The organism is Blautia sp. RTP21359st1_E11_RTP21359_211015 (assembly GCF_040910705.1).
In the GTDB taxonomy this organism is placed as follows: domain Bacteria; phylum Bacillota; class Clostridia; order Lachnospirales; family Lachnospiraceae; genus Blautia_A; species Blautia_A fusiformis.
Genome location: NZ_JBDGAB010000035.1, coordinates 1 through 19783, shown reverse-complemented (window position 1 = coordinate 19783; position 19783 = coordinate 1). Strand labels below are relative to the sequence as shown.

Sequence of the window (19783 nt, the reverse complement as noted above, 5' to 3'; positions counted from 1 at the left end):
CTCTTTACCTGTCTCTGTAGCAGATACACAGCAGCAGATGCTATAGTCATCGCCCCATACCGGACGCATAACATCATCGTTCTCATACTGGATGGAACTTGTTGTAACAGAGATGTCTGCTGCATATTTCTTGAAGTTCTCAGGCAGTCTTGAAGAGTAGAGAACTGTAAGGTTCGGCTCCGGAGCCGGTCCCATATCCTCAAGTGTATGAAGGAAACGATAGTCGTTCTTTGTTACCATGGAACGTCCGTCCTGTCCCATACCTGCTACTTCCAGAGTTGCCCATACCGGGTCACCGGAGAAGAGCTGGTTGTAAGACGGGATACGAGCGAATTTAACCATACGGAATTTCATTACGATATGGTCAACAAGCTCCTGTGCCTCTTTCTCTGTAAGAGTTCCGTTCTCAAGGTCTCTCTCAATATAGATATCAAGGAATGTGGAGATACGTCCAACACTCATTGCAGCTCCGTTCTGAGTTTTGATCGCTGCAAGATATCCAAAGTACAGCCACTGGAATGCTTCCTTTGCATTCTTAGCCGGCTGGGAAATATCAAAGCCATAGATCTGAGCCATTTCTTTCATCTTCTTCAGAGCACGGATCTGATCTGCAATCTCCTCACGAAGCTGGAAGTCATAACGTCTCATACCCTGACGGTCGCATGCTGCGAAGTCTTTCTCTTTACCTGCGATCAGATAATCAATTCCGTAAAGAGCAACTCGTCTGTAATCACCTACGATACGTCCACGTCCGTAAGTATCCGGAAGTCCTGTAAGGATCTTGTTGTGACGTGCTCTCTTCATCTCCGGTGTGTAGATATCGAATACACCCTGGTTGTGTGTTTTGAACTCATAGTTGTTGAAAACATCTTTGATCTTGTCGCTTACATGGTATCCGTAAGTCTCACATGCCTGCTCTGCCATTTTAATTCCGCCGTATGGCATGAAAGCACGTTTCAGAGGTTTGTCTGTCTGAAGACCTACAACCTGCTCCAGGTCTTTGAGTTCCTCATCGATATATCCAGGACCGTATGCTGTAATTCCTGTTACTACCTCTGTCTCCATATCAAGAACGCCGCCTTTAGCACGCTCTTCTTTCTGAAGCTCCTGAAGCTTGCCCCAGAGTTTATCTGTTGCCTCTGTTGGTGCTTCCAGGAAGGAAGCATCTCCATCATATGGTGTATAGTTCATACTGATGAAATTACGAACATCGATCTTCTCTTTCCAACGATCACCCTTAAAACCATTCCACTGTTCAAAATCAACTTTTGCCAATTTGTTACACATCCTTTCCTGTTGTCTCAATATTTCGTTCACCGCCCGCGCAGTTAGTAATATATAACATTTCTCATGACGACCATAAGATAACAGATTCCGAATTTAAAGTCAACAGCTTGGAAGTATGTTCTTTATAATATACATGTAATTGTATTATTGATAAAAATAATGAGAAAATTGTACCAGATATTGTACAATGTCGGGCGTCTGACGGACGCTCCTGGCGGAGGGCGTTTCCTTTCCAGGGGGGACACTTTGGCAGTGGAGCTCTTTCCCTTTCTGGGGGACACTTTGGCAGTGGGGTTTCCCTTTCTGGGGGACACTTTGGCAGTGGGGTTTCCCTTTCGGGGGGACACTTTGGCGTGGGCAAGTTTGCGAGGGGGAAAGGCGCTCGGAGTTACGAAGCCCGCTTTTCCCCCTCGCGCTCCCCCTTTCCGGGCACGTCGCTGTTCTGCGCTGTGGTATGGGGTAGTGTATTGGTAAATGCCTGTATGCTGCTGTATTGGTAGCGTCAGGCTGAGCCGTTTTTTTTGTTCCGCCGGACGGGAGGCGGTCTGCGCAGCAGACCTGTTCCTGGTAGTTGTTGTATTGCTGGCGCTAATCTGCTCCTGCCTGTTGTTCTATTGCTGGCGCTAATCTGCTCCTGCCTGTTGTCGCATCACTGGCATAAACCCGCTCCCATTAACAACAGGGAACAGGCCCGCTGCGCGGGCCGCTTTCCCGTCCGACGAAACAAAAATCGGCTCAGCCTGACACTGCCAATACAGCAGCATACAGGACTAAGCCGATAAATTAACACACTCCAAGGCGTAGCACAGCGGCGTGCCCGGAGGGGTGGGGTGTGGGGAGGGGAAACGGGCTTCGCAACTCCGAGTGCCTCCCCTCCCCACGAATTTCCCCGCTTTTTCAAAGCAAAACTTTTCCAAGAAAAACCCTACAATACTTTGGAAAGAAACTCCTTCGTCCTTTCCTCTCGAGGATCCCCAAACAGTTCTTTCGGATTTCTATCCTCAAGAATCACCCCATCATCCATAAAGAGCACTCTGTCGCTGACCTCCCTTGCAAATCCCATCTCATGGGTAACCACCAGCATGGTCATGCCTTCTTTTGCAAGCTCCTTCATAACCTCAAGAACCTCTCCGACCATCTCCGGATCAAGAGCTGATGTCGGCTCGTCGAACAGAAGCACCTGGGGATTCATTGCAAGGGCTCTGGCAATGGCAACCCTCTGCTTCTGTCCGCCTGAAAGCTTTCCGGGATAGACATCGGCTTTTTCTTCAAGGCCGACTCTTTTCAAAAGAGCCCTCGCCTTCTGATCAGCTTCCGCTACATTCCATTTGCCAAGGCGCACCGGCGCAAGGGTGATATTTTTCAATACTGTCATATTTGGAAACAGATTAAAATGCTGAAAAACCATTCCCACATTTTCCCTGAATTTATCTACATCCAGCTTCGGATCCAGAAGCTGCTGTCCGTTTACGGTGATCTCGCCTTCCTCCGGTTTTTCCAGAAGGTTCAGACAGCGCAAAAATGTAGATTTTCCGGAGCCGGACGGACCGATGATGCAGATACACTCACCCTTGTTTACGTGAGTTGTGATTCCCTTTAATACGTGTACGTCCCCGAAGGACTTTTTCAGATTTTTAACATCAATCACTTTCTCTCAGTCTCCTTTCAAATCTCTTCAGCAAAAGGCTCAGGCACTTCACGATCAGATAATACATGATACCTGCAACGATCAGCGGTATGAACATCTGATAAGTACGGGAAGAAACATAGCTTGCCGCTTTTGTCAGATCCATGATACCTACATAACCTAAAATAGATGTTTCTTTGATCAGCTGGATAAACTCATTACCCATTGCCGGAAGGATGGTTTTTACAGCCTGCGGAATGATAATGAAACGCATGGTATCTTTATACCCAAGGCCCAGAGAACGACCTGCCTCGCTCTGGCCCTTGTCTACAGATAAAATACCTCCGCGGATAACCTCGGAAACATATGCACCGCTGTTGATACCGAAGCTGACCACTGCTGCCACATATCCCAGCCTGCTGTGGAACACTGCAAAATAGATGATCATCAGCTGAAGGACTGACGGTGTTCCACGAATCACATCAACATAAATATCCGCGATCGTGGAAAGAATGGTTCTTCTGCCTTTTTTCGCAGCTCCAAGACGTACCAGAGCCACTACAAGACCGATCAGGATACCTACGATCACTGACAAAAGGGAAACGATCAGTGTAATCCCAAGACCATTAATATAAAACTTCCAACGATTATCCTGAAGGAAAATAAAGCTTAAAAGTCCCAGAAAACCATCGGTTGCTGCTACATCTGTCACATCCTCGCTGTTTTCAAGTGTGTCCACAAAATACTTCTGATAAAGATCATCATATTCCCCGGATTTTTTTACTTTTGCAAGCCCGTCATTGATGATCTGGACAAGCTCTGTGTTTCCTTTTTCAATGCAGAAAACCGTATCCTCTGCTGTACTTGGCACGGACTCATACTGCAGATCTGAGTTCTGTTTGCAGTAGATCTCAGCCATGATATTGTCGATCAGAACTGCATCTGCTCCACCGTTTTTCAGCTCCATGACTGCGCTGGAAGCGTTTTTAAATCTTTTTACTTTGGCATCCTTAACTTCACCGTAATCGGTAGTCTCGCCGGATGCGATCATATCACTCTGTGCACCCTCCAGAACTGCAACGGTTTTTCCGGACATCTCCTCAAAATCCTTGATCGGATTATCCTTACGGCTGATGATGCACTGTGTACCGGTGTAATAAACATCGGAAAAATCAACGCTTTTTTTACGGTCCTCCGTAGGTCCGATCCCGGCTGCGATCACCTGTACATCACCAGCCTCCATGGAACCCATCAGGGAATCAAAGGGCATATCCTTCCATACCAGCTTTACGTTTTCTTCCTTGGCGATCGCCTCCAGAAGATCGTAATCAAAACCTGTAATATTTCCATTATCATCCAGGTATTCAAACGGTGAATACTCTGCGTTCGTTCCTATGACGATGGTCTGCTGTTCTGCCGCTTTTACTGCCACTGCACTGCTGAAATATACCGGCAAAGCCATGATCATACACAGTACAAAACAGATAAGAGCTCTGCTTTTTCCATTGCGTCCCATTATTTTCCCCTCCTGCTATTCATATTTTTTTCCGTAGCCAAAAGCACCTTCCATGCCACAGATGCCCGCTGCAAAAGCAGCTGCCTCTTCAAGACTTTCACAGATCGCGGTTTCCTCCGCCATGCCGTTTTTCATTCTTCCGATATACCCGGTAAGGAAAGATGCGATCAGTGAATCCCCGGCGCCAAGAGTATCTTTTACTTCCGTAAGCGGCGCTGCCGGCTGTCGGTAAAAATTCCTTCCGTCATAAAGAATGCAGCCCTTGGCTCCTCTGGAGGCCATGGCAAGCTTCGGCCCCATGGAGATGATCTTTTTCAGATGCTCTTCTGCCTCCTGGTCGGTTCCGTCAAAGGAGCAAAATGCGTAAGTAACCTCCGGTGCTGTTTTTTCATAATATTCCTCTGTGGAATCATCAGAAAAGTCAAAAGAAACCGGAATTCCCGCCTCTTTGATCTTATGCAGCTCTTCCTCCGTAAAAGAGTAATTTCCGCTATGTACCACATCAAAGCCTTTCATATATTCCAGATCAAAACGATCAAGGATATACGGTGTTTTTCCACGGATACCACCATCATTAAAATCCAGGAACTCACGGTCTCCGTCTTTTAATGTGATCCTGGAATAACCGTTCTCGCCGTGCAGCTGTCTGCACTTTACGGTTTCCACGCCGATTTTTTCCAGTGTATCCATGATCAGTTCTGCTCTGTCGTCATCTCCGAAATATCCCATATACGCTGTTTTTTCACATCCGGCCATCTTTCCGTAAACACTGACGTTTACGCAGTTTCCGCCTGGATACATGGTTTTCAGATGATCATAGATATCCACTACATTGTCTCCGAAGCCAAGAAGCTTTGTACTGTATTTACTCATATTTTCCCTTTCTCTGTGCACAGGCACAGCAGCACCTTTAGTACTCTACAACGCCCATATATCTTCTCATATCCAGCGGATGACGGCGTTTATCCTGGAGAGCGGTACGGTAAACGGTCGTCATGGTGTAGAACAGCATCGGGGTAAAATATTCCACACAGCTGTCATCAATTGCTTCCATACCAAGCTTATCTGCATCGATCACTTCGTATTTCTTTCCGTATTTTTCAAGGAAAGTCAGCACACGCTCATCCATCATACGGTTTCTGCCCCGGCTCATCATAAGGATATAAAGATGATCCTCATCCGTTACCTCAAACGGTCCGTGGAAATATTCCGCACTGTTCAGATATCCGCAATCCATCCACTGCATTTCCTGAAGTGAGCAGATCGCAAAGCCATATGCCTGAGAATAGGAAGCTCCCGATGCCATGATATAGAGGTTCGGTTCCTCTGAATATTTTTCTGCAAAAAGCCATGCTGCATTCTGCTGATCCTTCACTGCAGCTGCAATAACATCATCGATCTTTTCAAAGCCTTCCACGATCTTATCGTAAAGCTTATATCCCGGCTCCTGTACCTTCATCAGCTCATTAAGAATACGAAGTACGATTCCCTGAGGCTTCTCTGCTTCCTTTACCCCCGGTGCCCAGTCGTATACAACGGAGATCCATTTATCGGTATCACATGGGGAACCTGGCGCATGTGTCATTGTAACAACAGCCGCACCTGCATCCATTCCTGTTTTTGCTGCCTCCAGACACTCCTTTGTCTTGCCACTGTGGGAGCAGATGATCAGAAGACTGTCTTTTCCCAGCTTCTTCGGCGGTGTCAGTGCAAACTCTCTTGCAGGGATCCACTGTGCATCCATCACTGCGGATTCCGCACGGACAAAATAATATCCCGGATACAGATCCACAAGAGATCCTCCGCATGCAAGAAAATACACATTTTTGATTGTTCCATGCTCTTTGTTGATCTTATTTACGATTTTTACTGCGTCCATTTTCATCCTCCGGTTTTCGTGGAAATTCGTCTGGTAATCCTCTGAATCCATTGAAAATACAGGTTTTTTCGGATTTTCAGATAAATTTCTCCTTCTTGTACTTTTGCATTTTACCTTTTTGAAGAATATAACATATTATAACGTTATAGTAAAGAGTATATTCATTATTTATGATTAATTATTCATCCAATATACCTTCTGACGCACTGCAGAGGTTTGTCCCTTACTGGACAAATACATCCGCACTATAGTAAAATATCTTTTATGAACAACCTCAGAAAGGATATTTTCATGTTAAATAAAAATTCAATCCAGCCGCTTTACAAGCAGCTTATGGATATCATCACCCAGCAGATCAAAAACGGTACTTATAAGCCCGGAGAAAAAATCCCTCCTGAGCCGGAGCTTGCCGATCTTTACCATGTCAGCCGAATCACTGTCCGACGTACCGTGGAGGAGCTTTGCACACAGGGCTATCTTATCAAGCATCAGGGAAAAGGAACCTTTGTAAAATCCCCCATGATCTTCCGGAAATTTGAATCCCAGAAAAATATGAGTTTTTCCGAATCCTGCCGTCAGAATGACCGGATTCCGGAATCTCACGTACTGTCCTTCTGCAAAAAACCTGCGACCAGCGTAACCTCTGATTTTCTGCAGCTTACTTCGGATGAGGAAGTTTTTTTCCTGGAACGTCTTCTTCTGGCTGACAGTATTCCGGTTATTGATGTTCACACCTGGCTCCCCACACGGCTTTTCCCGGATTTTGATCCGAACGCTGTAGAAAACGGTTCTTTTTTTGAATATATCAAAAACACCTACCGCTGTACGATCGCAGAATCCAGCCGCAGCACTATTTCTGTTACTGCAGCCTCCCCGGATATGGCAAAAACTTTGCGTCTGTCTTCCGGCGATCCCATGCTGATCCTGGATTCCTATATGGAAGCTCCTGATGGAAAACCGCTTTACATCAGCCGTGAATACATTGCAGGTTCCCGCTATACGATTTCATTTTGAAGAATCAAAAAACGGCACAGAAGCGTTATGCTGCCAATACAGCAGCATACACCTCTGTGCCAGTGTTTATTTATCCAAAAATATTACTGTTCACTCCGTTCTCTGCAACACGCTTCGCGATACACAAAATTTATCCTTTATCTTTTCAAGACTCCGATCCATCACTGCCTGTCATCTGTGCCTCAATGGCCTTTCCAAGGCGGTTATAGATCGTCACCGCATCCTCCACATGGAGTGGGCTTCCGGTATTTCCCGATGCGCCTGCCGTTACCAATATGTATTCCCTGTCGTAGACCTCTGCAAAGCTTGCAAGACACAGACCCGCCTCGCTGGTATATCCTGTCTTGCCGCCCAGGATCTTGCCGCCGGTAACGGAAGGGTCAGAAAGATTTTTGAACATGGTACTGTAATATGTGATCCCGCTGGGATGGATATTCGTCACTCCTGTGGAATGCCGCGGACTCTCAATGATCTCTCTGAACGTATCGTTCCGAAGCGCATACCTGAGCAGCACCGCAATATCTCTCACTGTACTGTAATGATCCGGATCATGAAGCCCTGTCGTATCACAGAAATGTGTACCATTCATTCCAATCCTCTGTGCCTTCTTATTCATCAGCTCCACAAATCCATCCCTGGAACCGCCTACGGTATCCGCCAGTGCGATACAACACTCCGCACCGGATGGCAGCATGGCACCATAAAGAAGGTCGATGGCCCGCACGGTCTCACCGGGCTGAAAGCCTGCCTGGGTGGCATCCTGCTCATAAAGCCCCTGGAACATTTCCTGGGTCAGAGTGATCTCCTGATCCAGATCATCCAGGTTCTCAATAGCCACGATCACCGTCATGATCTTCGTCATGGAAGCCGGATAGACCTTCTCATCGCCCTTCATATTTCCGATGATCTTTCCGCCTTTTACCTGCATCAGCACTGCATAGGGACTGTTGATACCGCTCATCTCAAGCTTACGGACAACCGGTCTCTGCAGAGACTCCATCCAGTCACCTACCCCTTTATTCCAGCCGATGATCACTACAAGTGTCAGGATCACGATAGCCTCTACCACCAGGCAGAGTATCATTTTTATTTTGTTTACCTGTTTTTTTATTTTCTTCGCTTTACGCTTTTTTGATTTCAATTTATACTCCCTGTTCCGACAAATTCATCTGTAAGTTTTACTTACAGAAACGTTTTCCACATCTTTTTTATATTAACATGATTATTATTTTCTTCTGTAAAATCTATATGAAAAAGCTCTGATGAGCTTTCGGTCTGTTACAACTCTGTTTGTGCCTTATTGTAGGATTTTTGCCCCCAAAAATCAAGGTGTATAAATATATAAAAAAATACCCCATACAAAGTTTCCTCTGTACAGGGTATTTAAATTTATTACTGAGCTAATTTAATCGGGTTAAGCTTAACACCAGGTCCCATTGTCGGAGCGATTGTAACGCTCTTCAGATACTGACCTTTCAGTGTGCTAGGTCTAGCCTTTGTGATAGCTCCCATAAGCGTCTGGAAGTTGTCGCTTAACTGCTCCTCGGTAAAGGAAGCCTTTCCGATCGGAACATGGATGATGTTGGATTTGTCAAGACGATACTCGATCTTACCTGCTTTAATGTCGTTAACAGCTTTTGTTACGTCCATTGTTACAGTACCAGCTTTCGGATTTGGCATTAAACCTTTCGGTCCAAGTACACGACCAAGACGACCTACAACGCCCATCATATCCGGTGTTGCAACTACAACGTCAAAGTCAAGCCATCCCTCGTTCTGGATCTTCGGAATGAGGTCCTCAGCTCCTACGAAGTCTGCTCCTGCTGCCTTTGCCTCTTCTGCCTTAGCATCTTTAGCAAATACAAGTACACGAACTTTTTTACCTGTTCCGTGTGGCAGAACAACTGCTCCACGGATCTGCTGATCTGCGTGACGTCCATCGCAGCCTGTACGGATGTGAACTTCGATGGTCTCGTCGAACTTAGCTACAGCTGCTTTTTTAACAAGGCTGATAGCCTCTGGTGCATCATATAATGTTGCGCGGTCTACTGCTTTCGCAGCTTCCACATATTTCTTTCCTCGTTTCATTTCTATAACCTCCTGTGGTATTTGCGGGGAAAAGCCCTCCCACTTGAAAATTTCACTTTTTCTACGGGAACCCCGAACTTAAGCTTCGGTATTTATTAGTCTACGACTTCGATTCCCATACTTCTTGCTGTACCGGCGATCATGCTCATAGCAGCCTCGATGGATGCTGCATTGAGGTCTTTCATCTTCAGCTCAGCGATCTCCTGAACCTGTGCCTTAGTAACTTTAGCTACTTTGGTCTTGTTCGGTGTACCGGAACCAGATTTGATGTTTGCAGCTTTCTTAAGAAGAACTGCTGCCGGCGGAGTCTTGGTTATGAAGCTGAAACTTCTGTCAGCGTAAACAGTGATGACAACCGGGATGATAAGATCTCCCTGATCAGCTGTTCTTGCGTTGAACTCCTTAGTAAACTGTACGATGTTTACACCATGCTGTCCAAGAGCCGGACCTACAGGTGGTGCTGGAGTTGCTTTACCAGCCGGAATCTGTAATTTGATATATCCTGTTACTTTCTTTGCCATTTTCGGCACCTCCTATGTGGTATTGGCGGGGGTGTGTCCCTCCCACTTGCTGTTACCTTGTTTTTGAATTACTCAGCTTTTTTGATTTCTGTGAAACTTATTTCTACCGGTGTTTCACGACCGAAAAGCTCAACATTGATCGTTACCGTCTGTTTCTGCATGTTGATACCTGTGATCACACCTGCGGTATCTTTCCATGCACCACCGGTAACGACTACCATGTCGCCCTCTGCGAAGTCCACTTCGATATCCGGTTTCTGGATACCAAGCGGCATCATTTCCTCTTCTGTAAGAGGCACAGGCTTTGATCCCGGTCCTACGAATCCCGTAACACCGCGGGTATTACGGACAACGTACCAGGTATCGTCATTCATCACCATATTGAGAAGCACATAGCCTGGAAACATCTTTTTCTGAACCTGTCTTGAGGTTCCGTTCTTCATCTCCACTACATCCTGCAGCGGAACACGTACCTCCAGGATCTGGTCTTCCAGGTGTCTGTTCTCGATCGTCTTTTCAATGTTGGCTTTTACCTTGTTCTCATACCCGGAATAGGTATGGACAACGTACCATTTTGCTGCTTCTGACATATAATCACCTTGTCCTTACTTCATTAAGAAATTAATGAATTCCAGAATTCCGGAATCCATTACACTGATAACCACTGCCAGGATGATCGTGATGATCACGACCACAACAGTCTGCTTTGCCAGTGTGGGACGGTCTGTCCAGACAATCTTCTCAAATTCTGACTGAAGTCCCTGAAACCAACTTTTCTTCTGCGGCTTATCCTCAGATTTCTGTTTTTCCATAGCATAACCTCACAAATCTCTGTGATTACTTTGTTTCCTTGTGCAGAGTGTGTGTATGACAGAACTTACAATATTTCTTGGTCTCCATTCTCTCAGGATGGTTCTTTTTCTCCTTCGTCATATTGTAGTTACGCTGCTTGCACTCGGTGCATGCTAATGTAATCTTAACGCGCACAACTTCCACCTCCAGTGTTTTCATTTGCATGGTCTTCTATGCCGCCCGGAACGTATATCCGTCGTCATTTTCGGGCATAAAAAAAAGACCTAACTTCCATGTCGCTCGTCAATTTTATCACAGAGCAGGTGTGCAAGTCAAGCCTTTTTCGCTTAAATATAAAGAATTTCACAGATTCCGTACGGACGTCTCAAGTGCGCAAACCCGATTCTGCTTCGCTGCATTTCGTTTTCGGGACGTCGCCCCTGTACAGAAAGTAATAAGAAGACCCTTATGTGCAGGCACAACATGTCTTCTTCTGTCTTCCTGCACACTTTCAACTTCTATTAAAAGTAGTCATAACCACCGTGGATATCCACCACACTGCCGTTCATATATCCGTTAGACAGCACTGCATAAGCCATATCCGCCACTTCCTCCACAGTTCCAAACCTGTGGAGTGCGATCTTCCGGTTGATACGGTCGTAGCTCTCCTGGGTGCGAGCGCTGTGCCACGGAGTTTCGATGAAGCCAGGTGCAATAGCGTTGACTGTGATGCCCTTTGGCTCAAATTCCTTTACCAGGGATCTTGTCAGAAAATGGATGGCTGCCTTGGTGACTCCATATACAAGGGAGGAAGAATACGCCTGCTGTCCTGCATAGGAACCGGTAAAGAGCACACTGCCGCCCTCCACCATCATGGATCTCAGCTCTTTTACCATAAATACAGGTACGGAAAGATTGGTGTTTACGATCCGTGTCCACTCCTCAAAGCTGTAGTCTTCATATTTTGCGTAGGTACTGATGCCGGCATTGCTTACAAGCCAGTCAATATGGTCTGTCTGCTTTTTCAGCTCCTCCACAAAAACCATCATCTCTTCATAGGAAGACATATCTGCCTTTATCAAAGTCACCTGAGATCTTTTTTCCTCAGGAAGGCTCTCCTGAAACGACAGTGCCTTCTTCTCATCATGTCCATATGTTACGAAGATCCTGTCAGCTTTTGCTGACTCTGCCAGGATCTTTTCGGCGATCCCTCTTCCGATTCCGGAGGTACCGCCTGTGATCACAGTTATTTTTCCCATTTTACAGCTCCATCAGTTCATCAAATATCGGTTTCGGTATATAAGGCTGCTGATTGTGGATCGGCTCGCCCAGACAGGTCTTCGGGTATGCGTAGGTTCCATGCTCCAGCATGATCTCCAGAAGCTCCGGCCCGTTCTGCTCCAGGAATCCACCGGCATATTTTTCCACGTCTTCTCCCTGGATGCGCTTTGCAGGAATTCCGTAAGCCTGCGCCACATCTGTAAAATCGCAGGATGAGAATCCGCTGCCATCGGAGGTATCCGCATATACACAGTCAAAATAATCTCTCTGAAGATGACGGATCATTCCCAGCGCCTCATTATTCATTACGATCATCTTCACCGGGATATTCTCGCGCTTCACCCACTGCAGCTCCTGGATATTCATCTGGAAGGCTCCGTCTCCACAGATACATGCCACCGGCTTGCCGGTAGCATAATAAGCTCCGATAGCCGCCGGAAGTGCATATCCCATAGCACCATGTCCGCCGGAAAAAAGTGTCTTCTGCCCCTGCTGATTGTGGAAGGACTGATAGCTCCATACCATATGCTGTCCCACATCCACAGCAACCGCTCCGGTATCGGAAAGCTGATCACTCAAGTATGCGATCATGCGGTTCGGATAACGCTGCGGTGTCTCATCGTCCACTTTCCAGAGTTCCTTACGGATCTTCTGGCAGACAGCAAGCCATTCCTCATAGGAACCGATCTGTGCCTGCTGCTCTGTCAGCTTACGCACCACAGTCTCTGCGCTGACGCAAAAGCATTTCTCACCTTCTCTTCCCGCATGGATCTCTCTTTGAAGATTATAAGGATCAATATCCACACGGATGATTTCGGCATTCTTCGCAAACTCATGAACCTTAGTACCAATCTGACGGGTACACAGGGAAATTCCAAAGCAGAGCAGAAGGTCGCTTTTTACATTGGCGATCATATTTGCATACCGGTGTCCGTAGGCACCTCCGATGCACCCGAAGTTCAAAGGATCATCAAAGCTCAGTGCGGACCGGGCAAGTACGCTTGTGATCACCGGAATGTGATGGGCACGCGCTAGATCTGTGAGCATTTTTTCTGCTTCTCCGGAAGCTCCGTGACCGATCATAAATACCGGCCGTTTTGCAGTCCTGATCTTATTCAGAATATATTCTGCCGCCTCTGCTCCATCAGAAGAATCCGCCTTTGCAACTGCATCCTTGTAAAAGGCTGCCCCGTTTTCCGGATCATTTTTTCCATATACAGCTGTCTCGATCTCTTCCTCGGAAAATTCCATATCATAAACCGGATCTTCCACCTCGCCTCTCTGCACGTTCATGGGAAGATCGATAAGAACCGGTCCCTTTCGACCTGTATTGGCGATCTGCCATGCAAGATTCAGTTCACGAACGATATTTTTCGGATCACGGACCTGCACCGCGTACTTAGTTACCGGCTTTGCCATGGAAACCATATCGATCTCCTGAAAGCCCTGCTGACGAAGGCCTGTAATACCGGAATATTCATAGGTATTCAGCTGTCCGGTGATAAAGATCACCGGAAGAGAATCGAAATACGCATCTGCCACACCGGAAAGCAGATTGGCAGCTCCCGGACCACTGGTGGCATAGGCACAGCCGCAGGCATTCTTTGCCTGAGCATAACCACAGGCGGCAAAAGCAGCTCCCTGCTCATGATAGCTGGAATGACTTCTTGCATGGGGATTCTTCTCAATGGAATCTACCAGATGTGCGATCATGGTTCCCTGGTATCCAAAGAAATCATGGATCCCTTTTTTCTGCAAAAATTCCACAACATAATCTGTAAGCTTGACCTTAGACATATTTTTTTACCTTCTCCATATACGAGATCCTTCCTGTTTTTTCCAGATACTTAAGATACAGGTCAAAAACCTCCGGATCTGTTTCAAATGCTTCTTCATATTTCAGACAGCGATCGTTCATCCTGGTATATCCCGCAAATGCTTTTTCCAGTTCCACATAATCTTCATTTTTGAAGAGATTCCGGATATAGCTGAGCTTTTTGCGATAAGCCAGTGCACAGGTATATTTTTCCCCGCAGAATTTTGCATAATCCCAGCACTGTGCAAGATATTCCCGGTAATTCATTCCAAACTGCCTGCGCTTTTCCCTTTTCTTCCTGACAGAAGCAAATTTCTTCAGTTCCTTTGACTGCTGCAGAAATTCCTCGCATGGGATCAGTGTGCTGCACACCACCAGCGAGCCGGGAACATAGTTTTCCATTGACTTATTTCGATAATTTTTGCCGTAGGCCCGGGTGAGATAGCTGTCTGTGTTTCCCGGGACCATAAAGGATTCTCCTCCAAGCATTGCCTCCCCGGGATTTTCAAAAATATGCGCAGGAAAATAAAGATTCTGGTCAAAATATCGGAGTACATAGGTTTTTGCGCCATCCTGCGGCTGCCGGAGCAGATCCCGGAATATGCTCTTTGCCAGCCAGCCTCGTCCGCAAAGAGAAAGGACTCGCACCATCCAGATACATCCCAGCTCACGCCGGTTCCGCCACTCGCCTTTTTTTCCGTAGATTCTTTTCCATCCCTCTTCGCGCATACGGTTCCAGAGATATTTTCCCTTTGGGCCATATTCACACTGCAGCGGAAGGATATTGATCCCCAGTCCCGGATGTTTGTATTTTCCATACTCGTCCAGCTTATAAAACAATGTATCTTTATCTGTATAACGCAGAAAAAATCCGGGGAAACGGCTGTTATTCTCCATAGATTCCAGAGTTCTACGCAACTCTGGTTCTTCATCAAAGATATTTTTAAACCGGGCCATATCACCGGTCTTCATATAAATATCATTGCTTGCCGGATTCATGGGAAAAGGGCGCTCCGTTACCGCACAGAGGGTAAGATACGGAGAAAGATAATATGTGATCTTATTTTTTCTGCATATGGTATCTATTTCTTTTAGAAGTTCCAGTACTTTCTGCTGTTCTCTGTTCAATACACTCTGCCTCGTTTCTGTTGATCTGTCATTACAGGATCCGCTTCAGAAGCTCCTGAAGCTCCTCCTGACTTTTATACTTATCCAGCCAGCTGTTCAGAAATTCTGTCACGTCTGCCTTCTTTGCGAAAAATCCGGTACGCCGGCTTCCATCGTAAAGATCCTCCAGGAAGATCCTAGAAAGCTCATTTTTTATATAGGGATGCGGCTCATGATCCAATGCTAGGAAATAATTTTCGAAGGCTTCCCGGGTACGCCCCTGTTTCTTCCGGATATCTCCCAGAAGCTTGTATACCTCTCCCTGCCATTCCTTATGGACCAGAAAGCTGCGGATCTCCTCTGCCAGATATTCCATCTCGCCCTCTTCATCACTGCACAGGATCCTGGTACGACCCTCTGCCAGTGCTTTGGGATAGCCGAATCTCTGCCATGCACAGGTAAGTGCCTCTTTGTACACTGGCTCCTCAAGGGTTCCCTCCCTTGGAGAATTACCGGTGATCCCCAGTTCTTTGCAAAGCTCTCTCACCAGCTCTTCCAGCTCCCCTTTTGTACGGACGGAATATACCTTCGCAAGATAAAGAGCGCCTCTGATCTCCTCATCCTCCGGCATCAGTCTGCTCCAAAATTCCATCAGAGAGAGTGCTTCTGATCTTCTCTGGCTTACAAGCAGATCCCGACAGTCTCGGATCGCCTGGGACTTCTGTTTTTTCAGGAATTTATCCAGTTCCAGCTGCACAATGCCGTTATTGGTGCATTCTCTGGCTTTCAGATACTCTGCCATTGCTTCGTTCCGGAGGCCCTTTTTCCAGAGAAGATCCCCCTTATATTTCATAAAATATCCATCCTGGGGAAATACTCTCAGGCAGTAAGACAGAAATTTCTCCGCTTCCGAAGCATTCTGCGGTCCTTCCAGGCGCTCCATCACAAACCGACATTTAAATTTCAGGAATCCCGGAGCATCCGGATATTTTCTGAGAAGATCATCCACGATCGCCTCTGCTTCCTGCATTTCTTTAAATTCATAGTGGCTGGCTGCTTTTCGGAAACGGCGGATATCCTCCACTGTCTGCTCCATTTCCGGAGTAAGATGATCCATTTTCTTGCGTACCTCGTACATACGGTATGCCTTGGAAACACGCTCCTGATAGATCAGTGTCAGCATAGCCGCCTGAAAAGCCTTATCCTCCAGCGGGATCAGGATCGGATGATAGAACGGACGGATCCCGTTAAAATCCTCACGCCCGATAAACTCCATGCTGAGCTGTACACGGTAATACTCCTCAAAGATCTCACCAAGCACATCATATCTTCTCTCTTTCAGCAGGGTCTCCGCTGTTTTTTCGGATCTCATCAGCCGGGCAGACACATCCCGGGCTACAACACCGGCTTTGATCCTTCTTCGTCTGTCATCCTGTTTATGGTCTCCCTTTGCCATAAGAAGGCAGTAGAATTTGCGGAAAAGCATCTGTCTGCGGATACGTTTTTTGTCGATCCTTGGCATATATTCATCCCGCACCTCCTGATAGCTGGCGCCCGGAACATCAACAGACTCATGAGATTCTCTTTCCCCATGAGGCGGTATATAGGACCATTCGTCCCCGTAATGCCAGATCAGATAATCGCTGGTCCTGTGAGGGATCATAACCTTTTCGCCCTCGAAGTCCATATATTTTACAGGGAACATCATATCCTTGTCAAAAAGAAACGGGCAGCCTCCCCATCGCATGGCATAGCGGCTGCACTCCTCTTCTTTATAAGAAAACATGATCTTCTCCAATTTCTTTAAGGTTCTGTCCTTTCCGCAGAAGGTATAGCGGAAAAGCCAGTACAGATACCGCCAGGGAGAAATTTCCCATCTGACTCCCACGACCATGCTGATATTCAGAAGTTCCGTATAGATCATCATATGGTCCCGGTATTTCTCATACTCACGGTCATCATCCGGAATGGGATCCAGAGTCAGTACGTCAATGATCTCACCAGCCTTGTCGTCCCCTATGATCTGATGCTTGTGGATCGCACAGGTATCCGTACTTCCGTAGCGCGGAAAACCGTTGGTATAATTACGATCCACTTCTGCACAATAAACCGCCCGGTTCGGCGGCATCTCGTTCTGACATATTTCTACAAATTTATCCCAGTCACTTTTGGGCATGTAAATGTCCACATCATCGTCCCATGGGATAAAGCCTTCATTTCGAAGAACACCGATCAGAGTACCTCCGGCCATTACATATCTAAGATCATGCTTTTTGCAGATCGCATCAACCTCCCGGAAGAGCTGCAAAAGAAGCTTCTGTTTTTCTGTCATCTGTCAACCTCTTTGATTAATTATTTTCAAAAGCTCAGCCAGAGTTTCTGATTCTTCATAAAAAAATCTCGTACATTCTGTCCGTCTGTCACGAATCATGATGACCAGCTCCTGAAGCAGATAGCGAAGACCATTTCCCTCAAAATTAAAGCTGTAGCGTTTCAGGAATTCCTGACCTTCTATTTTGGCTTCAAAATATCCGGTATTCCACCAGTCACCGGGTACGGTGATACGCCCCCTGGTTCCGATGATCGCAAGCTCGTTTTCCACATCCACCGTTGTTCCAATCTCAATGGTCGCCAGTGCCCGGAGATACTTCATCGTGATCATATCATAAATAAAGCAGCCGTCACTGCTTTTCACCGCATTGCTCTTCACCTCCAGGTAATCCTTACCGAGAAGCTTGATGCATGCACACAGCGCCTGGCTGACTGTTTCGCTGAAATTTTTTCCGCCCTCAAAATCATCCTGAGAAATCGCGCATTTTACAGCTACCACATCTCCCACAAGCGCTCCATGTGTCAGCCAGACAAGCTGTGTAAACGCGCGCAGATAGACCATGGTAAGCTTCTCTACCAGAACAACCTGATGTGCCTTTGCCAGTGCAAACAGCTCTCTTATCTCTTCCGGTTCCAGAGCCATAGGCGTGTCACTGATCACATATTTATCACATTCCAGTGCCTTTCGGATATAATCTGCCCTGTTTTTCAGACCGGATCGGATATAAATGATATCCAATCCTTCCAGAAACTGCCCGTAATCTGTACCATAAGAGTCAAGTTCGTATCTGTCACAGAATTCTCTCGCAACAAAAACGTCCTCGGAATACACACTTTCTACATGCAGTCCGCTGACATACTTGGACTCCATCACCATTTCGTTGTCCTCTGTATCATCCGTAACAATGCCCATGCTGTAGATCATACCCTCACTTCTGAGCTTGGTACTGGAAATATTTTTGGTACGTTCCAGATAAACGACCTCACAGTAATTCTTCAGATAATCAAATTTGCCACGCCAGTCCGAACCGACTACCAGAAGGTCGATATTGTATTTTGTAATGTCATTTAGCTTCTGCCCCTGATATTCCTCTACAATGATCTCATCCGCAAAACCAGTCTTGCGGACATTTTCGATACGCTTCAGAAGGCTGTCCTGTACATTCAGCTTGCCGCGTTCGATATCATAGCTTTCACTGGTGACACCCACAACAAGATAATCCCCCAGCTCCCTGGCTCTTTTCAGAATATTGTAATGTCCCTGGTGGAACAGATCAAAGGTACCGTAAGTAATGACTTTTTTCATTATTAATTTAATCCTGCGCTTTCTCTTCTTTATTTTTCAAAAGCACTTCCATTTCCCCCTGCGGTTCTGTGATCTTTAATATATCATCCAGGTCCTGGAGCTGCTCAAATTCCTGTGGAGCTCCGGCATCATCCATGCCTTCCTCCATCTCAAGATCCTCATCTACAAAGAAATCCTCGCCACGGATTTCTTCCGTCTCTTCTGTCTCATGTTCCAGTACAGCCGCCACATCGTCCTTCACCTTACGTGCATCCTCCTCGTCCAGAGTTGCCGCAAGCTCCTCAATGGCTTTCTTTCTTTTCAGTATGATCTCATAACGGTCATCTTCATCATATTCATCCTCAAGTCCTTCATCCTGCACCTGCCTCTCACGTTTGAACAGAATAAATGTAAGCAGGTTTAGTACCCCTCCGTAGAGGAAAGATACCGGCTTGCTTCCAAGGATCAGCACAAGCATCCAGGATACTCCGAAAAGCACCCAGACATTCAGCATCTGCGGGATGCTGAGAAGAAGCAGGCCGTTGAGTACGATCATGATCGGATAATGGAAAAAATAAATCCCCATGGTATTTCTTCCAACAAAGGTAACCGGCAGCTTCACATCCGGGATCAATGCCAGAAACGTCAGCACCAGCACAAAAGATACCAGATACATCAGAAGGCGGATCAGCATTCCTGTGATATCATCCATTCCCGATAACTGATACGTATGATTCCCACGGAAAATATCTACCGGGATCTCATTGGCGATCATAAAATTCGGAACTGCATACAAAAGCAGGGCTGAAACCAGGAGCAGGATCCATTTACCCTTGAATTTACGGACCACGTCTGTGTAATCACTCTTCCACAGATAGCCTGCCACAAAAAACGGAAAAAATACAACAATCCTGGAGCTTGAAAGATAAGTCGTAAATTCCGGTCTTGTTCCTGCCCACAATGCAAAAATAATGCTCAGAGGCACGATAAAACGTATCTTGCCAAGTGCTTCGATAGTCAGCCTGTAGATAAACAGTGCCAACACATACCACATAACTGTTCCGGACGGACGGAGCAGCTCATAATCCATGCTTCTGCCGGTCCAGATATAAGCATACCAGGTCAGACTGTATCCAAGAATATAAGGGATCAGCAGATTCTTCACATTCTTCAGTACATCCTGTGGCTTCTTGGAAAGATATCCAGATATAAAAATAAAAGCAGGCATGTGAAAAATGG

18 protein-coding genes are annotated in these 19783 nt (G+C 46.4%); 1 reads left to right on the top strand and 17 read right to left on the bottom strand.

The annotated features are described in order from the left end of the window. From AB5026_RS12355 to AB5026_RS12335, 5 genes are all read right to left on the bottom strand, one after another. On the bottom strand, positions 1-1275 hold a 1275-nt coding region (locus AB5026_RS12355), incomplete at its 3' end, for a pyruvate formate lyase family protein (RefSeq protein ID WP_368213405.1). A 937-nt stretch (positions 1276-2212) separates the two neighbouring features. Beyond that, positions 2213-2935, bottom strand: a complete 723-nt coding sequence (locus AB5026_RS12350) for an amino acid ABC transporter ATP-binding protein (protein ID WP_021651269.1) — start codon at positions 2933-2935, stop codon at positions 2213-2215. Continuing rightward, the gene (locus AB5026_RS12345; protein ID WP_092073601.1) at positions 2928-4430 is read right to left on the bottom strand and encodes an ABC transporter permease subunit; all 1503 of its coding nucleotides are present in this window, start codon (positions 4428-4430) and stop codon (positions 2928-2930) included. The genes AB5026_RS12350 and AB5026_RS12345 overlap by 8 nt, the downstream gene beginning before the upstream one ends. A 15-nt stretch (positions 4431-4445) precedes the next feature. Beyond that, positions 4446-5303, bottom strand: a complete 858-nt coding sequence (locus tag AB5026_RS12340) for a PfkB family carbohydrate kinase (RefSeq protein WP_237972548.1) — start codon at positions 5301-5303, stop codon at positions 4446-4448. A gap of 37 nt (positions 5304-5340) precedes the next feature. Further along, positions 5341-6309, bottom strand: a complete 969-nt coding sequence (locus tag AB5026_RS12335) for an SIS domain-containing protein (RefSeq protein WP_015525336.1) — start codon at positions 6307-6309, stop codon at positions 5341-5343. Between the two features lie 291 nt (positions 6310-6600). Here AB5026_RS12335 and AB5026_RS12330 point away from each other — a divergent pair, with 291 nt between their 5' ends. Beyond that, positions 6601-7323 carry a GntR family transcriptional regulator gene (locus tag AB5026_RS12330; RefSeq protein WP_349045542.1) on the top strand — a complete coding sequence of 241 codons (723 nt, stop codon included), beginning with the start codon at positions 6601-6603 and terminating at the stop codon, positions 7321-7323. A gap of 145 nt (positions 7324-7468) precedes the next feature. Here AB5026_RS12330 and AB5026_RS12325 read toward each other — a convergent pair whose 3' ends face one another. From AB5026_RS12325 to AB5026_RS12270, 12 genes are all read right to left on the bottom strand, one after another. Continuing rightward, positions 7469-8464: a serine hydrolase gene (locus AB5026_RS12325; protein WP_349045543.1), complete on the bottom strand. Its 996-nt coding sequence runs from the start codon at positions 8462-8464 to the stop codon at positions 7469-7471. A gap of 251 nt (positions 8465-8715) precedes the next feature. Beyond that, positions 8716-9411, bottom strand: a complete 696-nt coding sequence (rplA, locus tag AB5026_RS12320; protein WP_015525334.1) for a 50S ribosomal protein L1 — start codon at positions 9409-9411, stop codon at positions 8716-8718. A gap of 95 nt (positions 9412-9506) precedes the next feature. Continuing rightward, complete coding sequence (rplK, locus tag AB5026_RS12315; protein WP_015525333.1) at positions 9507-9932, bottom strand: 50S ribosomal protein L11; 426 nt, start codon at positions 9930-9932, stop codon at positions 9507-9509. Positions 9933-10000: 68 nt separating this feature from the next. Further along, on the bottom strand, positions 10001-10522 hold the full coding sequence (gene nusG, locus AB5026_RS12310; RefSeq protein WP_015525332.1) for a transcription termination/antitermination protein NusG: 522 nt from the start codon (positions 10520-10522) through the stop codon (positions 10001-10003). Positions 10523-10537: 15 nt separating this feature from the next. Beyond that, positions 10538-10744: a preprotein translocase subunit SecE gene (gene secE, locus AB5026_RS12305; protein WP_015525331.1), complete on the bottom strand. Its 207-nt coding sequence runs from the start codon at positions 10742-10744 to the stop codon at positions 10538-10540. A gap of 25 nt (positions 10745-10769) precedes the next feature. Then, entirely contained in the window at positions 10770-10919 is a 150-nt protein-coding gene (gene rpmG / locus AB5026_RS12300) for a 50S ribosomal protein L33 (RefSeq protein ID WP_044961412.1), read from the bottom strand. 326 nt (positions 10920-11245) lie between these two features. Further along, a complete protein-coding gene (locus AB5026_RS12295; RefSeq protein ID WP_118515827.1) occupies positions 11246-11983 on the bottom strand; it encodes an SDR family NAD(P)-dependent oxidoreductase in 738 nt (245 codons plus the stop codon). Position 11984: 1 nt separating this feature from the next. Then, positions 11985-13802: a thiamine pyrophosphate-binding protein gene (locus AB5026_RS12290; RefSeq protein WP_147603116.1), complete on the bottom strand. Its 1818-nt coding sequence runs from the start codon at positions 13800-13802 to the stop codon at positions 11985-11987. After that, positions 13795-14949: a LicD family protein gene (locus AB5026_RS12285; RefSeq protein WP_114001936.1), complete on the bottom strand. Its 1155-nt coding sequence runs from the start codon at positions 14947-14949 to the stop codon at positions 13795-13797. Before AB5026_RS12285 ends, AB5026_RS12290 begins: the two co-directional genes overlap by 8 nt. 31 nt (positions 14950-14980) lie before the next feature. Continuing rightward, complete coding sequence (locus AB5026_RS12280; protein WP_114001937.1) at positions 14981-17260, bottom strand: LicD family protein; 2280 nt, start codon at positions 17258-17260, stop codon at positions 14981-14983. A 3-nt stretch (positions 17261-17263) separates the two neighbouring features. Then, positions 17264-18565 (bottom strand): adenylyltransferase/cytidyltransferase family protein, encoded by a 1302-nt coding sequence (locus tag AB5026_RS12275; RefSeq protein WP_015525326.1) that lies wholly within the window; start codon positions 18563-18565, stop codon positions 17264-17266. Between the two features lie 7 nt (positions 18566-18572). After that, a partial coding sequence (locus tag AB5026_RS12270; RefSeq protein WP_368213401.1) for an acyltransferase family protein occupies positions 18573-19783 on the bottom strand: 1211 nt, incomplete at its 5' end.